The 16854-nt window shown below is 58.7% G+C and carries 16 protein-coding genes and 1 pseudogene; 11 read left to right on the forward strand and 6 right to left on the reverse strand.

Annotated elements, in window-relative coordinates:
• Window positions 1-155 precede the first annotated feature (155 nt).
• Window positions 156-563 carry a hypothetical protein gene (locus tag DOS48_RS28520; protein WP_244629408.1) on the reverse strand — a complete coding sequence of 136 codons (408 nt, stop codon included), beginning with the start codon at window positions 561-563 and terminating at the stop codon, window positions 156-158.
• A 176-nt stretch (window positions 564-739) separates the two neighbouring features.
• Between DOS48_RS28520 and DOS48_RS28525 the strand changes: the two genes are divergently transcribed.
• The 4 genes from DOS48_RS28525 (at window position 740) to DOS48_RS28540 (ending at window position 2998) form a co-directional block, all read left to right on the forward strand.
• Window positions 740-1027: a hypothetical protein gene (locus tag DOS48_RS28525; protein WP_168654403.1), complete on the forward strand. Its 288-nt coding sequence runs from the start codon at window positions 740-742 to the stop codon at window positions 1025-1027.
• Entirely contained in the window at window positions 1027-1596 is a 570-nt protein-coding gene (locus DOS48_RS28530; RefSeq protein WP_168654405.1) for an adenylate kinase, read from the forward strand. Before DOS48_RS28525 ends, DOS48_RS28530 begins: the two co-directional genes overlap by 1 nt.
• Before the next feature lie 158 nt (window positions 1597-1754).
• Window positions 1755-2498: an SDR family NAD(P)-dependent oxidoreductase gene (locus DOS48_RS28535; protein ID WP_168654407.1), complete on the forward strand. Its 744-nt coding sequence runs from the start codon at window positions 1755-1757 to the stop codon at window positions 2496-2498.
• A gap of 62 nt (window positions 2499-2560) precedes the next feature.
• Window positions 2561-2998 (forward strand): hypothetical protein, encoded by a 438-nt coding sequence (locus DOS48_RS28540; protein ID WP_168654408.1) that lies wholly within the window; start codon window positions 2561-2563, stop codon window positions 2996-2998.
• Here the strand turns inward: DOS48_RS28540 and uvsE are convergent.
• Window positions 2978-3919, reverse strand: coding sequence for a UV DNA damage repair endonuclease UvsE (gene uvsE / locus DOS48_RS28545; protein WP_168654410.1), 942 nt, complete (start codon window positions 3917-3919; stop codon window positions 2978-2980). The genes DOS48_RS28540 and uvsE overlap by 21 nt on opposite strands.
• A gap of 140 nt (window positions 3920-4059) precedes the next feature.
• Between uvsE and DOS48_RS28550 the strand changes: the two genes are divergently transcribed.
• The 7 genes and pseudogenes from DOS48_RS28550 to DOS48_RS28585 all read left to right on the forward strand — a co-directional run bounded on the left by DOS48_RS28550 (window position 4060) and on the right by DOS48_RS28585 (window position 10801).
• Window positions 4060-4452 (forward strand): DoxX family protein, encoded by a 393-nt coding sequence (locus tag DOS48_RS28550; RefSeq protein ID WP_168654412.1) that lies wholly within the window; start codon window positions 4060-4062, stop codon window positions 4450-4452.
• A 219-nt stretch (window positions 4453-4671) separates the two neighbouring features.
• Entirely contained in the window at window positions 4672-4938 is a 267-nt protein-coding gene (locus DOS48_RS28555; RefSeq protein ID WP_168654282.1) for a hypothetical protein, read from the forward strand.
• A 32-nt stretch (window positions 4939-4970) separates the two neighbouring features.
• Complete coding sequence (locus DOS48_RS28560) at window positions 4971-5387, forward strand: transcriptional regulator (RefSeq protein WP_168654414.1); 417 nt, start codon at window positions 4971-4973, stop codon at window positions 5385-5387.
• Window positions 5388-5577: 190 nt separating this feature from the next.
• The gene (locus tag DOS48_RS28565; RefSeq protein WP_168654416.1) at window positions 5578-5775 is read left to right on the forward strand and encodes a hypothetical protein; all 198 of its coding nucleotides are present in this window, start codon (window positions 5578-5580) and stop codon (window positions 5773-5775) included.
• Entirely contained in the window at window positions 5765-6058 is a 294-nt protein-coding gene (locus DOS48_RS28570; RefSeq protein WP_168654418.1) for a type II toxin-antitoxin system RelE/ParE family toxin, read from the forward strand. Before DOS48_RS28565 ends, DOS48_RS28570 begins: the two co-directional genes overlap by 11 nt.
• A gap of 594 nt (window positions 6059-6652) precedes the next feature.
• Window positions 6653-6796 (forward strand): annotated as a pseudogene (locus DOS48_RS29490) (transposase); the annotation flags it as partial.
• Window positions 6797-6895: 99 nt separating this feature from the next.
• Window positions 6896-10801, forward strand: a complete 3906-nt coding sequence (locus DOS48_RS28585; protein WP_168654420.1) for a PAS domain-containing protein — start codon at window positions 6896-6898, stop codon at window positions 10799-10801.
• Here the strand turns inward: DOS48_RS28585 and DOS48_RS28590 are convergent.
• The 4 genes from DOS48_RS28590 to DOS48_RS28605 all read right to left on the reverse strand — a co-directional run bounded on the left by DOS48_RS28590 (window position 10785) and on the right by DOS48_RS28605 (window position 16803).
• Window positions 10785-14309: a UvrD-helicase domain-containing protein gene (locus DOS48_RS28590; RefSeq protein ID WP_168654421.1), complete on the reverse strand. Its 3525-nt coding sequence runs from the start codon at window positions 14307-14309 to the stop codon at window positions 10785-10787. The genes DOS48_RS28585 and DOS48_RS28590 overlap by 17 nt on opposite strands.
• Entirely contained in the window at window positions 14302-15564 is a 1263-nt protein-coding gene (locus DOS48_RS28595) for a hypothetical protein (RefSeq protein ID WP_244629409.1), read from the reverse strand. The genes DOS48_RS28590 and DOS48_RS28595 overlap by 8 nt, the downstream gene beginning before the upstream one ends.
• A complete protein-coding gene (locus DOS48_RS29495; protein WP_244629410.1) occupies window positions 15561-16418 on the reverse strand; it encodes a hypothetical protein in 858 nt (285 codons plus the stop codon). Before DOS48_RS29495 ends, DOS48_RS28595 begins: the two co-directional genes overlap by 4 nt.
• A 76-nt stretch (window positions 16419-16494) precedes the next feature.
• Window positions 16495-16803: a hypothetical protein gene (locus tag DOS48_RS28605; RefSeq protein WP_168654423.1), complete on the reverse strand. Its 309-nt coding sequence runs from the start codon at window positions 16801-16803 to the stop codon at window positions 16495-16497.
• Window positions 16804-16854 lie beyond the last annotated feature (51 nt).

Below are 16854 nucleotides of genomic sequence, written 5' to 3' on the forward strand. Positions count from 1 at the left end.
ACGCTTCGGGAGACCTAGCGTCTCACACAGACCATTGATGCTCGATACGCACCTTTCAGTGACCAGTTGTACCAGACAAGAACCTATCTGAAGAAGAGGATTTCAACAGAGCCCTACGGCATGAACCGCAGAGCAAATTCGAACCGACGAAGCGCTTAGTCGCTCGTCCTGCTATACAGGTAAACCGACACGATCGCAAGGAACGCTTCCGCAATCTTCGTGATAGTGACAATTGGATTAATTGCCCCGTTCATGTAGAATGCTTCAATCCCCCACCCTCGGAACGGGAATAACGCAAGAATCGTCACCAAGGAGTATGCTGCAGCCGCAAGGAAAAGTGAGCGTCGCCAAAACCGGGTGAAATACAGTGCTGCTCCGCCGAGGAACCCTAGTCCGTTAAGCACGAAGAGGACCGCCAGCACAACGCTCATTTCAATCGCTCGTGTTGTCGCCACAAGATGGATGAGTCCCGTGATGAGGGCGAAAAGAACTGCCAGATACCCGATCGGTTCCGACGGCCACTGAAACATACTGTCTGACTTTGTTGTATGGTTTGTACCCATACGCACAATACTGACTGGATGTATAAAAGTAAACGTTGTAATGTAGAACTGTGGGAATTAGCTATTTTCTTCAACACGGGGATCCCGCCGTTTACCGCGAGGGGGATGTCACCGAGATGGTTCACTCCGTGGAAACACTCCAATAGTTCATGTATGTTGAGCGGTAACATATCTGTATGCGACTCCCAGAAACGCGTGATCTGTTCGCACGAGAGTTCGAGTTCCCCGTGTCACGCGAGACCGTTATTGAGCGGGTCGGCGAGACCGACCTCGAAGCCCCGACTGGACAGAATGAGACCATCGAAGAGGTCCTCTCCCGCTGTGAAACTGAGGATTTCAACTCGCCCGACAGCTTATACGGCTCACTAATGACGTTCGTCAGTGACGGCTTTATCGGCCGGAAGTATTACGACGACCGCGGCGGGTTCACCGACCCCGAAGACATGGAGGAGGTGCAGTTCTAATGACGGTCACACTCATGTCCGGCGTCACTGGCGTCGGGCTCTCGAGCATCTGTCAACAGGTTCGTCGGCAGCTTGACGACGATTACCTGTTGCTCAATTTCGGGGACGTGATGCTCGAACAGGCGATGACACATAACATCACCGTAGACCGAGACGAGTTGTCAACACTGTCACACCGACAGACGCAGCGACTGCAGCGCCGAGCGGCCGAATACGTCGCCGACCAAGCCGAGACCAGTGACGTCATTCTCTCGACGCATCTTGCCGTCAAAACGGACGCTGGTTACATTCACGGACTGCCAGAGGGCGTCCTCCGTGATGTCGCTCCAGCGACGTTTGTCCTCGTCGAAGCGGCACCCGACACGATCGTTGAGCGCAGGGGCAACAGCGGCCGTGACACACCGCAAGCAACCGAGCGAGAGATCGAATTCGAACAGGACCTCAACCGGACGGCGGCGCTTGAGTACGCCCGTGAGCGGAACGCACCGATCCAGTTCGTTGAGAACGAAGGGAGCGTAACCGAGGCCGTTGAGCAAGTGGTTAATACCCTCAACGCCGTATCCGAGTAGCTGACGGAGGCACCGGTCGAAGCGCGACTGGATATCCAGTAAACCGGAGGATCTGCGACTTCGGAAGGGGCTTCATCTCGTCGAATTATCCGCTCGCAATTGGGAGTTGTCGTGGTTGACGCAGGAATGTTTACCACGATTCACCACTAACAAATTCCATGGATTCACTCCCGGATTTGAGTGGACGAACAGCCCTTGTGACCGGCAGTGCGAAACGGGTCGGTCGCGAACTGCTGCTGTCAATCGCCGAATGCGGCGCGGATGTCGCCGTGCACTACAACGAAAGCGACGCGGCGGCGGCCGCCACGGCCGACGAGGTCCGCGACCGTGGTGGGGTTGCGATCACCGCTCAAGGCGATATCACCGATCCGGCGTCCGTGGATGAACTGTTCGAGACGATTGAGTCAGAGCTTGGGCCAGTGGACATACTCGTTAACAATGTTGGGGACTTCGACGCACGTCACTGGAGTGAGATTGACTGGGAGTCGTGGCAGAACGTCATCGAAACAACATTCTATGGCACTGTACTGTGCTCTCGTCGAGCCGTTCCCGCGATGCGTGATCAAGAATGGGGGCGGATCGTCAACATCGGGTTTGCCGACAGCAACCGGATGCACGCTCACCCGGTGAACTTCCCGTACTTCGTCGCGAAGACTGGCGTCCTCATGTTCACGCGCATGCTGGCAACGGACACGCGCAACGACGGCGTCACTGTCAACGCCGTCTCTCCGTTCGCGGTCTCAAATACAGAGGCAGGCGTCGACGCGTTCCCGCGTGGGCGTCCTGCGTCGTTCGAGGATGTTGCTGCTCCGCTTCAGTTCTTCCTGAGCGACGCGGCCGACTACATCAGCGGGCAAAACGTCGCCGTCGACGGCGGACGGATGCCCGAGTTCGACGGCTGAACCGACCGGCGCGCCTCACGCCGCAAGCGAGACGCCCTCACCGGTGTAGCGAGCAAGTACGTATGCCTGACAACACGTCGGACGACTACTCGCGGACGATTCCTGTCGATCCGGTGATCCACATCGAAACGTTTGCGACCCACCAGACGCTGACGTGGAAAGCCGGTAGCCGGTCGCAGTTCGTCGAAGCGGTCCGTGTGCTCAACGCGGTGTCGCCGACGGCGTCAGTGGTTGTCGACGACACGGCCGTAGCCGGACGTCGAGATCGCTCGCTCGCGGATATCGATAGCGGGAATGACACCGTGACGTATCTTCGGATTGAGCCGGACGCCCCATGGACGGTCTCGTGGGAACAGCGAACACGACCGATCGTCTCCGTGAGCGGCGCACCACCAGAAACGCTGTGCCGCCGTATCCACCGCCGTACGACGGACTGTTCAGATTGGAGCGGCGAGGCGATCGCAACGCTGCACAGACTGTTAAACGACGAGACTTCCTGACGCCTCGTCTGCGGCACGGCCGTCTGACGCGTCGTCACGGAGTCGAAATACGGCTCGTTCCTTGCCGCCGGCTTCGATCATGACGTCGCTGTTCGCCGCCAGCCACGTCGGCAGATCCGCGACGAACTCGGCGTGCGCCTGCGGACGTGCGGTCGGATCGCGCAGACGCGCCGGCTCAGAGTAGTGCGTCATCGGCCGGACGTCTCCCCACGTCTCCGCCGCGAGTTCGAACGCCTCGCGGTACGTGTAGCCCCGGTCGGCGAACGAGTGATGGTGGTAGTCGAATACTACCGGGACGCCGGTCGGCTCGCTGACCAGTTCCACGAGTTCCGGAACGCTCCACAGGCTTGCTTTATCGTCGTTCTCGACGGTCAGCCGCGCCCGTGCGGCGTCCGATAAGCTATCGGCGAACGCGCAGAAGCGCTCGGCGGTCGCCTCGATGTCGCCGTACGTCGCACCGATGTGAACCGTGATCCCGTAGTACGGCGTGACCGGGAGCCCCAGTAGGTCGAACCAGTCGGCGTGGTACTCCAAAGCCGCCCGAGCGCGATCACGGGTGTCCGGCGAGTCGCTTGCCGGCTTACACCAGTAGTCGGGGTGAAACGTGAGTCGCATGCCCGCCTCCTCAATGAGCTCCCCGCAGCGACGCGCGAGACGGCGGACCTCCTCGTACTCAGGTAGTTCGGAGAGCTCAAACTGCGAGTTCCACGGGATCAGTGACGACGTACAGCGGTAGGCCTGAATGTCGTGCTCGTGATTCCACGCGAGCAACTCGTACAAATCACAGAGGTTCTGTTGCGCGAGCGTCGAGACGTACGACAGTCCGCGCTCTTCGAACGTCTGTCTCTGCATACCGCGCGTACACCGCACCGGAGAGTCGCGGTCGCGAAGCGTCCGGTTCAGTCCCGGATACCCAATCATTACGGTTTCTAACGACCGTATTCGTTTATGTTGTTCGAGTAATGTTAGATATCCTACTTTCCTCGCTTTCTCCGGTTGCTCTCTGAGGGAAGACTCGCGCTTACAAAGTATTAAATTGCCGCTCACTTTATTAACTAGTAATGTCTGAAACAGACACCGAAAGCACAGAGAAACCGGCTTTCTTCGGCCGTTTACTGTTTGGGGCTGGCCTTGTAGCGCTTGCTGTGCGAAATCTCACGAACCTCGATGGGCGGATTGCATACGCCGATGCCAAGGGAGTGCCTGAGGCAGAGACGCTTGTGCCGGCAGGAAGTGGTCTTCTTCTCGGCGGCGGTCTGGGAATCAGCGTCTGGAAGGCTCCAAAACTTTCCGTGAGTGCTGTGGCTGCGTTTTTGATTGGTGTGACACCACTGATGCATGACTTCTGGGCTGTCGACGAGGAGGAGCGCGATGGGGAACTTACAGCGTTTCTTCAAAATGTCACACTCCTTGGCGCAGCGCTCGCATTCTTCGGTCGTGCGAGAGAAGAGTGAGCTACCTCACCTTACCCGCTCATCGCTGACGCGGTTCGCTTCTTGAGCGTGGGACTTCCTGTTTTCGCGACATGTATTGCAGATATCAAATCGGTACCCACGGAAGATGCGAGCGCGTACCTAGCTGGATTTTGCTGCCTGACTTTTCTGTCGAGTCGAGTTCTTAACCAACGTCTCACCCTTGAGAGCAATTTTGTTGGTTAACTATCCCGCTCTCCGATGTCGGTTGATCCCGTGCTCATGGTCGTAGTACGTCCGTGGCCGGTCTGTGACCACTCCGAGAAGCACCACTGGCCGTTTGCGCGTCGACAGTCTGTTGCCGCCTGCGCTCTTTCCCCAGACACGAATGGCCACGAACACCACACCGCAGCCGGTGACCTCGACGACGTCGAGTTCCCCGGAATGGAGGACCGGCTTGTCGAGTTCTGGGCGAGCGCGGACGAGTACTGGGACGCCGTCAGCGGCGATCCACCCCGGCCGCACTGATCGAACACCACCCGACACACGATACCCCGACCATGACCACACTCCACATCACCGTCGACAACCGAGAACAGCTCCGTCAGGACGCGCTCCAGTTCGTCCAAGATGTCGAGGCCGACAATCTCGACGATCAGGATGGAACGGCAACGCTCCAGTTCGGCACCTACGACGACTTCGTCGACAGTCTCACGCCGCTGCGCCTCGAGCTCATTCGGGCGATCGCAGAAGAGGTGCCCGAGAGCATGCGCGAGGCAGCACGTCTCGTCGAGCGTGACGTGTCCGACGTCCACTCGGACCTGAAGCAGCTGGAAGTACTGGGCATCCTCACGCTCGAAGAGGGCGGGCCCAGCGGTGCGATTCAACCCGTCGTTCCGTTCGACCGCATCGAGGTCCACATCGACTACCCGCTCACCAATAGCGGAGACGCCAATGGTACACCCGCGAGCGCGTAGTCACCACCCACCGCTCTCGGAGTGTTGTTCCCGGCGACTCCAGCACACCGGAACTCATATATTGTAAGCGTTGTAAATATGTACAACGCAGAGAATAGGTCACAGAATGAGAGGCGGAAGGGGCTGAGATCACACAGGGCCTCGAAACGTCCGCGGCTCAGCGGGTTAATCGCCTTCTGAGTCGGTCATCATGTCGAACGCATCCAAAAGAATACCAGTAACCGAACAACGATGGGAAGAACTGAACGAACTCAAAGGCGCAGGGCAGACCTACGACGAACTGCTGAAAGACCTTATCCAAGAAAAAAACCGGAGTCAGCTCGCCGATCGAGTCCGATCGGTGCGCGAGGCCGACGAAGAGGAGCTGACTCCGCTCGATGAGCTATAATATTCTGCTGTCGGAGGAGGCCAAAAACTACTACCAGTCGCTCGAGGAAAAGAGCCAGCGGATCGTACGAGAAAACCTCGAAAAGCTCGATTCGGAGCCGTATCCAAAGCCGGGTGCTGGCACGGGTGACCGAGAGAAAGTTATCGTCGACGGCGAGGAGGTATACCGATTGCATATCGGGAGAACTCATACCGCGCTGTACGTGGTAAATCAGTCAGATGAGCAAGTCCGCGTTGTCGAACTGCTCACAATAGACGAGGCCCACGACCGGTACGGGTTCTAAACAAGACATAGACGGTAGTTGCCGAACCTGACTGAGGCTCCTCATCCTGGGCTGTGTTGGTCGACAGATGGTCCAGATAGCTGAGGCGAAACAGGTTTCCTGTGCTTCGTCGACCGGGTTGTTTCCAGAACTCGAATTCGGCGTGAAACCGTATAAAAAGTATACCAGAGAGGATTTCCAAGAGATCCTCTCTCGGATCGTTTTTGATTAGGAATTCATAAATACAGGTGAGAAAACGCTCCAATTCGATCGTGATGAGTACGTCGATATCACCGCTACAGCGCGTGAGCACGTCTGGTTCGTAACGAGTTTCGACGTAGACTCATCGACAGCGAAAGCATACGCCGCGGCGCATCCGTCTTTAGCTAATACTCGCGATAATACTATCTAGCCGTGATCTGTGGTCAAATTTCGCTCGTACACCTCGACAAAACGCCGAAAAAACCAATCTTAGCGTTTCTGATCGCCTGATTTCACGATGAACAGCGTCTCACCGACTGGAATTGTTCTTCCCAACGCCTCTAGTTATACTCTGAGGTTTGAATATTACTATCAGTCTTAGCTAAAGACGAATGCGCGGCGACGCTCCACCACCGCTGGTGGATCGAATCGTTATATCGACATCTCGGTGACTTCCTCCCGAAAACGTCGTCGCCGACGTTCTCGGTGCGACTGTTCTACTTTCTGTTCGCACTCTCGTTGTACAATCTGTGGGTGATAGCTAATGTGTTGGCTTCGATTGAAAAAAGATAGTTCCAACACGGCTGTCTTTACTCAGATATCGCGAACGAGAATTGGTCCAAACAATTGATTAGAACACTCTATTTATATTAGATAATGCGTCATATAGATAATCAGGTATCCGAGTCTATTCACGTGCTGTATGTAAATGACGATGCTGACTTTGCCGAGATGGTTCAAACCAAACTCCTGAATATTTCATCAGTTTTTGAGTTTACAGCTGTCGACACTGCGGAGGCTGCTCTCAAAGAACTAGCCATTTCTTCTATCGATTGTGTGGTCACCTCCTATTCACTACCAGATGGAACTGGAATTGATCTCTTGGAGCAGTTACGAGCCGAACGAGACGAACTGCCGAGCATCTTGTTTACTGGTAGAGGCAATGAGCAAATCGCAAGCGAAGCCACGAAAGTTGGCGTCTCTGATTATATTCCGATCCATGCCGAGCAGAACAATTTCAAGTTGCTTGGCCGCCGCATACAGACCCTGACCGAGGCGGCTCGTAAAGAGGAAGTCGCCGAACAGATGTTTGACCGCTTTCGGCGGACACTTGAACGCGCAACTGACGCGATTTACGCCGTCGATAGCGATTGGCGCATCGAGTATATGAACGAGAAAATGGCTGATCGAGTCGGCTGTAACTCGGACGCGGTCGTCGGAGAAATCATCTGGGAGGAGTTTCCGTCAATTGTTGGGACGGAACTTGAAAGTAAATATCGAACGGCGATGGAGACTGGTAGACCAGTATCATTCGAACAGCACCTGGGAGAGCCGTTTGGCTACTGGGTCGAAGTGCGAGCATTCCCAGATGACGGCGGCTTGACCGTCTTTTCACGTGAGGTTACTGCTGAGCGAGAGCGGAAACTGGATCTAGAGCGCAGTGATGCGATTCTGGAGAACATCCACGACATCGTGTTTATCCTCGACGAAACGGAACGCGTCGAGTTCGCGAATACGGCTACAAAGCGGTTACTCGCAGGAGATCAATCGGCTCAGCTCACGGGAAAACAGTTCGAAACGGTTGTTGGTGACCGTGTTAGTGATTCCGGTGTAACGCGATTTGCTCAAGTAGTCGAATCGACGCTCGACGAGATCGAGAGCGATGGTGGGTCCACCGGGTTGTACGATTCAGACCTCCAACTCGATGTCGTGGTCGGGACCAGCGAGCGGACATTCGACGTCCGGATAACTCCGTTCCAGAGTCAAAATGGCAAACAGGTGCTCGTTGTTGCTCGAGACGTGACCGAACAAAGCGAGGTAAAGCGGCAACTGGAACGAGAGCGGGACGCACTCCAGGAGCTTCAAGCGGTCATGGCAGAAAGCGATGTCTCGGCCAAGTCGCGCCTCCAGAATCTTCTTGAAGTTGGTTGTAAGACGCTCGGACTCGAAATCGGTATAGTCTCGCGGATCCAAGGCAGCGACTACACGGTCGAAGCAGCCCACGCACCGGAAGCCGATATCGAAGCTGGCGATCAGTTTAATCTCGAATCGACGTACTGTGCGGAAGTCGTCGGCACGGATTCGGTCTGTTCGTTCGCTGACGCCGTTAGCGACGGGAAAGAGACGCATCCTGCCTACCGTGACTTCGAGTTAGAATCGTACATTGGCGTGCCACTCGTCGTTGATGACACGCGTTACGGGACAGTCAATTTCTCGAGTCCGACGACGCGAGTCGCGCCGTTCGGAGCACTTGAACAAACGTTTGTCGAACTAGTAGCACAACTCGTGAGTACCGAACTCTCGCGTCGTCGTGACCGTACCGAACTCGAACGTCAGGAGTTCCTCTTCAACCGCGTTCAGGACATCGCGGATATCGGCATCTGGGAATTCATCCCATTGAGCGGCAAACTTAGTTGGTCTGGCGGGGTCCGCCAGATCCACGGTGTCGACGAGGACTACGAACCAACTCTCGACGACGCGATCGAGTTCTACCACTCCGACGACAGAGAGACGATTACCGCAGCGGTCGACCAAGCAATCGAAGACGGAGAACCGTACGACCTCGACCTCCGTATCGTTCGGCCCAACGGCGATGTGCGTGACGTCCGGGCGTGGGGGGGATACGTTGAGAACACAAAGCATGGTGATACAGCACTTCGGGGCGTTTTTCAGGATATCACGGAGCGAGAAGCGGAACGTCGACAGCACCGAGAACTTGCGGAGGAATACGAGGCGTTGCTCAAAACGTCCGGGGACGCAATATTTTTACTCGACGCGGATACTTCTGGTGAGAACCCGTCGTTTGAGTTTGCCCGAGTTAGCCCCGGATACGAGACACAGACCGGACTTTCGACTGAAGAAGTCCGCGGCAAGACACCCCGAGAGGTGTTCGGCGAGGAGGAGGGTGCTGAACTCGAGAGCAATTACACTCGCTGCGTCGAACAAGGCACACCAATCTCGTATCGCGAGAAACTCGACGCCGGCGACGATGCTCGATTCTGGGAGACCAGCCTCGCACCGGTCGTCGTCGATGGCAAGACCGTTCGAGTCGTGGGCATCGCTCGAAACGTCACCGAGCAGGTCAAGCGAGAGCGTGAACTCAAGGCGACGAATCAGCGGCTGGAGTCACTCATTGAGGCCACGCCACTCACAGTCATGGAGATCAGCACCGATGGCAGCGTCATCCGCTGGAACGACGAGGCCGAGAATATGTTCGGCTGGTCGCGAGATGAAGTAGTTGGTGAATTCAACCCGATCGTGCCGGACGAGCAGCAAGAAGAGTTTGCCTCACACAAGCAGCGCGCCTTGAATGGCGAGCGGATTCGGGCGAAAGAGATACGGCGAGAGACGAAAGGCGGAGACGAACTGGACCTTCTCTTGTCGGTCGCGCCGGTTACAAGCCCTGACGGAGAGACTACGAGCATCCTCGCTGTCTTGGAGGACATCACCGAACAGAAGCGGCTGGAAGCTCGCCTCCGCTCGCTTCAGGACACCGCACAATCGCTTAGCGGCGCTGAATCGAGCGACGAGATCGGGGCAATTGCTGTCGATGCCGCGGCCGAGATACTCGACCTCGATATCACCGGAATCTGGGAATACAACGAGCGAGAGAACGCGCTCGTTCCGATCACGGAAACGGCCGCAGCACGAGACCTGTTTAGCGAGTCTCCCCGATTAACTCCTGGAGACAGCCTTGCGTGGAACGCGTTTGAGTCCGGAGAAACTCAAGTATATGATGATGTCCAGGCTGAGGGGCAACCCTACAATCCAAACACAGAGATTCGGAGCGAGGTTCTCGTTCCACTGGGCGAGTATGGGGTCATATTGACGGGGTCAGTTTCCACGCAGGTCTATTCTGAGACGGACATCGACCTGTTCCGGATTCTTGGTGCGACTGTCGAGGCAGCACTCGCACGGGCGAGCAGAGAGGAAGAATTACATCGACAGAATGAGCGACTTGACCAGTTCGCGAGCGTCGTTGCCCACGACCTTCGGAACCCCCTCTCCGTCGCAAAGGGATTCCTCGATATCGCAGCGGAGACCGGGAAGGCAGAGCACTTTGAAAAAGTAGAATCCACACACGACCGAATTGAACGGCTCATCGAGGACCTCCTGACGCTGGCACGTGGGGAAACGACGGTCGAGGATACAGAAGAGATCGACCTCAAGAGTATTACGACGGAAGCGTGGGGATACGTCGACACCGGGGAGGCAACGCTTACACTTGTAGATGGAATTCCGACAGTCACCGGGGATACAGGGCGGTTGACCCAACTCTTCGAGAATCTCTTCCGGAACGCAGTCGAGCACGGCGGGGCTGATGTCACGGTAACTGTGGGTGGGCTAAACGGAGACGATGGATTCTACGTTGAGGATACCGGCACCGGGATTCCCCACGAGAAGCAGGATGAAGTGTTCGAGCATGGCGTCACGTCCAGTGACGGAGGAACTGGGTTCGGGCTCTCCATCGTGGCCGATATTGCGAAGGCACACGGCTGGACGGTTTCGGTGACAGACGGAACCGATGGCGGGGCACGCTTTGAGTTCAAGCGGTCCAAATGAGGGTCCGAATCCGGCGTGCAAGAACCGCTGGCGGAAACTGTCCATGCACTGACTTTCGGACACACCCGAACGTCTCGACACTGGTGTGAATTGTCGCTGCCGGGCCAAGCTCTTGGCGGAGGATGTGTTCGTAGGCGGCGATCTGGAGTTCGTACCGCGGTTTCGTTGCGTCGACATCGTCAGTCAGCGCAATTTTGAGATCGGCCAGCTGCCACTCCCCACCACCCATATCGATGAGGATATCGGCCTCACCATGGACTTCAACCTCAACCTCTCCAGCAGTCACGAGTCCACTCAAATCGTGGTCGACATAGACAGCTTCTGCTGCTTGGATCTGGGCCCACAGGTCGGACGCGAGGAAGGCCGACACGACCGAGTTGTGGAAGAAGCTGACGAGGCCACCACGTTCAGTATCTGGCAGCATCTCGATCGACTGCGGCGTTATCTGTTCCATCGCGTGCTGAAGCGCGCTTTGGACCGGCTTGCTCCACGCATCGATCTCGGTGTCTGGCACGTCCATCTCGATAAGGGTGAGTACTGCCTCGTGGAGGCAGGTTCCGACTGCCTCTGGTCCAAGTGTCTCGAACATGATTGGGAGGCTGTCGGCCACCGCCTCAGTGTCGGTGTGAATGGCCTCGTCGAGAAGGTGGGCACCCACGGTCCCGTCGACATCTTCAGTCAGCGGATAGGCCGAACTCGGGTCGAGAAAACGTGGGACCCACGACGCCAACTGGTCGCGCCGAGGCGGGACGGCACTCGTCAGCGATCGCGGCGTGTCGGGCGTCACGCGCGTCGCACCGCCGTCGACGTCATTCACCCCGATCGTGAGCTCGCCGGCACTGGACGGCTCGTCGATCGCGTACGTGGCTGTCCGTCCGGGCGAAAACCCGAGTGTCTCATCCAGCGTATCGAGCCAGCGGTCACGCGGCTGGGCTGTGCCGGGCAGTCTCTTCGGAAGCGGGATGACGAGATGGTCACGCGCCCGAGAGAGCGCCACATACAGTAATCGCCATGCTTCCCCTCGCATATTGGCCGCCACAGACTGGAGATGCTCGGGCCCAAGCAGGTGCGGGGGCCCACCGGCAGCGTCGTCGAGCCAGTGCTCGCTCGCCCATCGCAACCCGACATCGCGTGATGCGACGCCTTGTCTCTCTCGACCGCCACCGCTTGGCGTGTAGAGGCCCCCATCGAATGGTGGCAGTGCGATATCGGGTGCTGTCTCGACGTTTGTCGGCGGGGCCAACGCCGCAACGTCACCCTGCGTGATGAACCGCTGGGAGAACGGGCCTGTGTCCCAAAGCTTGAACCCCGGCGTTGCAAGCACAATCACGTCGTCTTGATCCCCTTTGAGCCGGTGGACCGTACTGAAGACGACGTCGGCATCGTCGGTCACACTCGGGATATCTGGTCCCTTGCGCGGGGCTGCCCGAAACGGCGCAAGCAGGTCACCGAGGTCGCTCGGTGGATACTGACTGTCAGTTTCCCACTCTTCGACAGTGTTCGTGAGCGCGTCGAGCGCGGCCACCCGTTGTGCTGTCGGCAGCTCGGTGAACTGGTCGCCCGGGTCAGCTCGAAGTCCAAGCTGCTCGATGATGTCTTCGAGATACACCGATGCAGGAACGCGGTGAAACCGCCCCAGCTGATCGCGAAGATCGCGCAGGCCACAGAGAACGTCCCGCGTGTCGGCGTCGAGGTCGTCGGCTGCACAGATGGCGTCGAGGTCGTACCCAGCCCGCTCGAACCGGTCGTGAAACGGCGCAAAGTCGAACGGCGAATCCGTCAACAACGCGCGTGTCTGGGCCCGATCGGTTGGCGCAGTGAGCCAGTCACAGACAGCAAGCACCGCCTTGACCACGGGACACGCAAAAAGCCGCGAACTCGCGTTTTGCACGGTCAAGCCCGCGGCCTCGAACGCGTCTTTGTACGCATCCATCCGCGTTCGCTTCCGAAAAACGACGGTTATCGACTGTGGCGACCCGGTCTCGTCAGTCAACGTCCCATCAGCGAGTCCCTGTGTGAGGTATGTCGCAAGGATGTTCGCCTCGCCAGCACGCCCGTCGGGGTTGACCCACTGTGCCGTGTCGGGTGCTGTCCCACCGGTGAACGCGGCGATGTGGATGCTCGGGTCGACGGTTGGATCCCGAGATGCGTCGAGGCCGGGGTACGTCGCCTCGAAGTCGCTGAGTCCACCCCGCGCCGGGTCCTCAAAGACGGGCCGCATGATCGTGTTGATGCCGGTGGCGATGTCTGGGGTCCCCCGGTAGGTCGTCGCGGCCGTCACCGTCGCATGGGTGTCCCAGTCGATCCCGAGATACTGTCCATTGCGACAGGCGCTCGTGAACAGCGACGGGTCGGCGTGTCGCCAGCCGTAGATGCTTTGGAGTGCATCTCCGCACGCGAGGACGCGCATTGAGGGGGCGACAAGCTGGGATAGCGCCGCGTGTTGGATGGTGGAGATATCCTGTGCTTCGTCGATGATCACGCTGTCGAGGCGCGCGTGGTACCGCTGACGAAGGGCTGTGTGCTGGTCGGTGGTCGGCCCGTCGCCATCGACTGGCCAGTCACGCTTGAACACACTGGTGATAAAGAAGGCGACATCGGTGTGAGAGACCACACCATACTCGCGGATCAGGGCTCGGTACTGCTCGCGATATGCCTCGAGGACCTCACTAAACGCCGTCAGCGTCTTCTCCCACGCGTCGTAGAGCCGCTGGTCAGCAGCTACAAGGTCGTCCCACTCCGCTGCTGAGAGGGTTTCGTCGGTGTCGGCTGCGGCGTCGGCGTCGACGACATCCGCGATCGTCGCCACGATATCCGCACGGCTGGTGGTGCGTCCCTCAGGGTACACCGCCCCCTGTGTGGTGTGCAGTTTGCGTTCGAACGCTGCTGTCGAGAGCCGCTGATCGCGACAGTACTGAACGGCATCAGCAAGCATCTCCTCGGGAGTGGCTGACCAGCCATCATCCAGATATGCCGCTTCCAGCTCGGCGATCGCATCCGCGTGGGACGGATCGCTCGCGACGGCGTCGTAACACGCTTTGTGCACCGTTTCCAGCAACGCCTCATTCCCAACTGTTGGCGTCTCCTCGAACCCGAGATCGGTGGCTAACTCGTCGAAGACATCACGCAACACGCTGTCGACAGTGCCGATAAACGGCGCGTGCCGGACCCGCGTCACAAGATACGCGACATCTGTCTCGGTGAGTGACGCCGCTTCGGGTATCAACTCGTGGGTGACGATCTCCCGAATGTGCTCACAGACCGCCGGTCCGATTGCGGCCGCCTCGTCGGTGTTGAACGACATGACGGCCACGCTCTGGACGGGTGTCCGATCGCCGCTGGCGTACCGCCGAATGATGGTTTCCGCCGCAATTCGCTGGACCGTCATCGATTTGCCAGCGCCGGCGACACAGTTCATCGCGAACAGCCCCGACTCGGCGTCGACGAAGCGGTCCCTGATCGTTGCCTGTGCGTTCCGAAGCGTGCGTGGATCGTTGTTGTTACTCATGAGCTGTCTCGCTGGGTGCTGTGTCAGACTCCCCACTCGGCGGGAGGAGCGCGGCAATCTCTGGGGGAAGCTGTGGTGTCGTGCTCACCAGTTGGGTGCGGGCCTGCCCGGAGACGGTCTCCATGTCTAGTGACGCAAGAAACGGCGAGGGGTGGATGTCGTCGCCGTCGGCGGTCTGTGTGTACCGCGTCACGATCACACCGCGCTCGGCGGCACGCATCGCGTCGGCGAAGTGATCGCGATCGCGGCCATCTCCCCACGCACTGCGCGGCGCAACAATGTCCGTCCCGCCGGCCCCGGAGAGCACGGCTTCCTGTAGCTCTGTGGGAACGACGCTGTCAGTCTGGGCCGGCCACTCGGCTGCCGTCGTGCCGACCGCGATAACGAATGGGACAGATAGCGCCCACACGTCGTTTGCCTCCATGATGTCGATAGCGCGGGCGTTCGAGTGTTCACGGCGGCCCGGGCGTTGTGTCGCCAGCAGCTCACACAGCTCCCGGACCGTTTCCCACGATCGGGAGACAGTCCCATCAGCAAGCCACTCGTCGTATTTGTGCGTCACTTGCTCGACGAGCCGTGTGACCCTGACCGTTGCTCGCGCGGCCGTCTCCGTCGCCATGAGCGCCGGTGCGTCCGCCCGCTGGCGGGCGGGCACGCCCGTCTCCCGGTAGGCGTCGATCGCCGGTGTCAGAGCGGCTCCGACGGTGTCGGGTGTTGGTTCGGGCTCGGCATGGGACTGTAGCCAGTCACAATACGTTGTGAGTCGCTCGTCGGTGGCGTGTGTCTGTACCGTCTCGGCCCACTCGGCGATCGATCGACGCCCGGGGGGAAGGGCCTCGAGAAGCGAGTGGATCGTCGACTGTTCGAGTGGCCACCCGGCTGTATCCGTGAGTGGTGTCCACCGCTGCGCCAATGGTTCCAACAGCGTTGCAGCAGCGACGTCGCCGGCGCCAAAGAGCGTACAAAGCGCCGTTATCAGCGCGTATGGTTCGGTTCGGGTCACACGCAACTGTGTCCAAAACACCGGCGTCACCCCATACTGGATCGCTGCCCGGGTCAGCGGCTGTTCGTACGGATCAAGATCGCGAGCCACGACGACGATATCACGGATGTCCACGCCACGATCGCGTATTTCGCGGAGCGTCGCCATCACGGCGCGCGCTTCCTCACGACGCGTCGGTGCAGCAAGTTCGACAACGGGACATAAGGGTGCCGGCAGCTCACCAGCGAGTGCTGTGCGCTGGGCGTGGGTCACAGGTTCACCTCCTGTCCGGGACGCTCAATAGACAGGAGATCCGGCAGGCGCGTTGTGAGGTACTCACCGGTTCCGGGCCGGAGGTGGAGTTCGATATCTGCTGTCGTTGCCGTACAGAGACTGTGCAGGAAGTCAACATCTGGTGCTGGAATGTTACTCACACCGACAAACGAGATCCGCTCGATAGCGGGATAGCAATCGGTCCACACCTCGCCATCCGTGTTGAGGCGGCGCGTCGCCCGTCTGAGGAATGCCGTCTTCGAGACCACTTTGTCAGTCTGGTTGCGCAACCACGTCTCGACGGCGAGGCCACCATCAACCAGTGTGGTCGCCTCGGCCGCGATCGGGGGTGCAAACTCGCCAGTGACATCGCGTAGCGCCGCAATCCGATCCGGATGGAAGTTCGTCATCGACTCGATCTCTGAGCGGATCTGTTCGAGTTGTTGGGGGCCGATGTCGTGCTGTGTGGAGAGTAGTGTTCGGAGTCCCGAAGGCTGGTCCAATTTTTCCGCCGGGAGCGACTGCAACAGCGCAAGCCGGTCGACGCGATCGAGGCTCGTCGGGATCGGATCTGTGGCGGCAAGCAGTTCTTCGGCGACCGTCTCCGGGTCGACGAAGTCAAACGCGTTCTGTGGCCGTGCACGCTCGCGCAGTCGCCGTTGCAAGTTCCGTCGGTGGAGTTCCGTCGGTGCCAACACGAGTTCTGTCGGCGTCGCTGTGCGGTCAGCACGGTCAAGGAGCCGTTCTTCCTCGCCGCAGTAGATCGAGATCTGCGAGGCAACATTATGATCAGTCGTGTGGAGGTGGGGTGTAGACATCAGCGAGATCGGGATGTGGGGTACAGCAGGGTGCATATAAGTCTCTCGCCCCGGAGCGGAAGTGGACAAGCGGGTTGTCGGGGCGGTCTGCCGGCGTCGTGCGATTGGTGGCTCACGACGGGATCACTACTTCGAAGGCCTCAGTGAAGCGTGGACCCCGTATCAGTCCATTTGCTGTCTCGGTGATGACGCCGGCCTCGTTGAGGTCGGCGATCGTCGTGTCGTGAGTGGCGGTGTCCGTGGACGCTGTCTCCACAGCGGTAGGGTTGCCCCGATCGAACGCGGCGAGGAACTCCGCCACCTGCTCGTGGCTCACGGGCTCGTCGAGCAGGGTGAGCAGTGCGAGAATCCGCCATGCATCCTGCTGGGCAACAAGCATGAACAGGTCTAGTTTGAACCGTGGAGGAGTTGAGTCGGTCATGACTGGTCGCCCATTTTCCTCCTCACAAACGCTCCACTGGACGTCTGTCAG

Origin of the sequence: Halorubrum sp. PV6, assembly GCF_003990725.2 — an archaeon.
Taxonomy (GTDB): Archaea; Halobacteriota; Halobacteria; order Halobacteriales; family Haloferacaceae; genus Halorubrum.

What these genes read in the sequence shown, in the direction of transcription:
- DOS48_RS28565 (WP_168654416.1), top strand. Translation starts at nt 5,578, where the DNA reads ATGTCGAACGCATCCAAAAGAATACCAGTAACCGAACAACGATGGGAA.
- uvsE (WP_168654410.1), bottom strand. Translation starts at nt 3,919, where the DNA reads ATGATTGGGTATCCGGGACTGAACCGGACGCTTCGCGACCGCGACTCT.
- DOS48_RS28605 (WP_168654423.1), bottom strand. Translation starts at nt 16,803, where the DNA reads ATGACCGACTCAACTCCTCCACGGTTCAAACTAGACCTGTTCATGCTT.
- DOS48_RS28535 (WP_168654407.1), top strand. Translation starts at nt 1,755, where the DNA reads ATGGATTCACTCCCGGATTTGAGTGGACGAACAGCCCTTGTGACCGGC.
- DOS48_RS28525 (WP_168654403.1), top strand. Translation starts at nt 740, where the DNA reads ATGCGACTCCCAGAAACGCGTGATCTGTTCGCACGAGAGTTCGAGTTC.
- DOS48_RS28590 (WP_168654421.1), bottom strand. Translation starts at nt 14,309, where the DNA reads ATGAGTAACAACAACGATCCACGCACGCTTCGGAACGCACAGGCAACG.
- DOS48_RS28520 (WP_244629408.1), bottom strand. Translation starts at nt 563, where the DNA reads ATGGGTACAAACCATACAACAAAGTCAGACAGTATGTTTCAGTGGCCG.
- DOS48_RS28540 (WP_168654408.1), top strand. Translation starts at nt 2,561, where the DNA reads ATGCCTGACAACACGTCGGACGACTACTCGCGGACGATTCCTGTCGAT.
- DOS48_RS29495 (WP_244629410.1), bottom strand. Translation starts at nt 16,418, where the DNA reads ATGCACCCTGCTGTACCCCACATCCCGATCTCGCTGATGTCTACACCC.
- DOS48_RS28555 (WP_168654282.1), top strand. Translation starts at nt 4,672, where the DNA reads ATGTCGGTTGATCCCGTGCTCATGGTCGTAGTACGTCCGTGGCCGGTC.
- DOS48_RS28570 (WP_168654418.1), top strand. Translation starts at nt 5,765, where the DNA reads ATGAGCTATAATATTCTGCTGTCGGAGGAGGCCAAAAACTACTACCAG.
- DOS48_RS28530 (WP_168654405.1), top strand. Translation starts at nt 1,027, where the DNA reads ATGACGGTCACACTCATGTCCGGCGTCACTGGCGTCGGGCTCTCGAGC.
- DOS48_RS28560 (WP_168654414.1), top strand. Translation starts at nt 4,971, where the DNA reads ATGACCACACTCCACATCACCGTCGACAACCGAGAACAGCTCCGTCAG.
- DOS48_RS28550 (WP_168654412.1), top strand. Translation starts at nt 4,060, where the DNA reads ATGTCTGAAACAGACACCGAAAGCACAGAGAAACCGGCTTTCTTCGGC.
- DOS48_RS28585 (WP_168654420.1), top strand. Translation starts at nt 6,896, where the DNA reads ATGCGTCATATAGATAATCAGGTATCCGAGTCTATTCACGTGCTGTAT.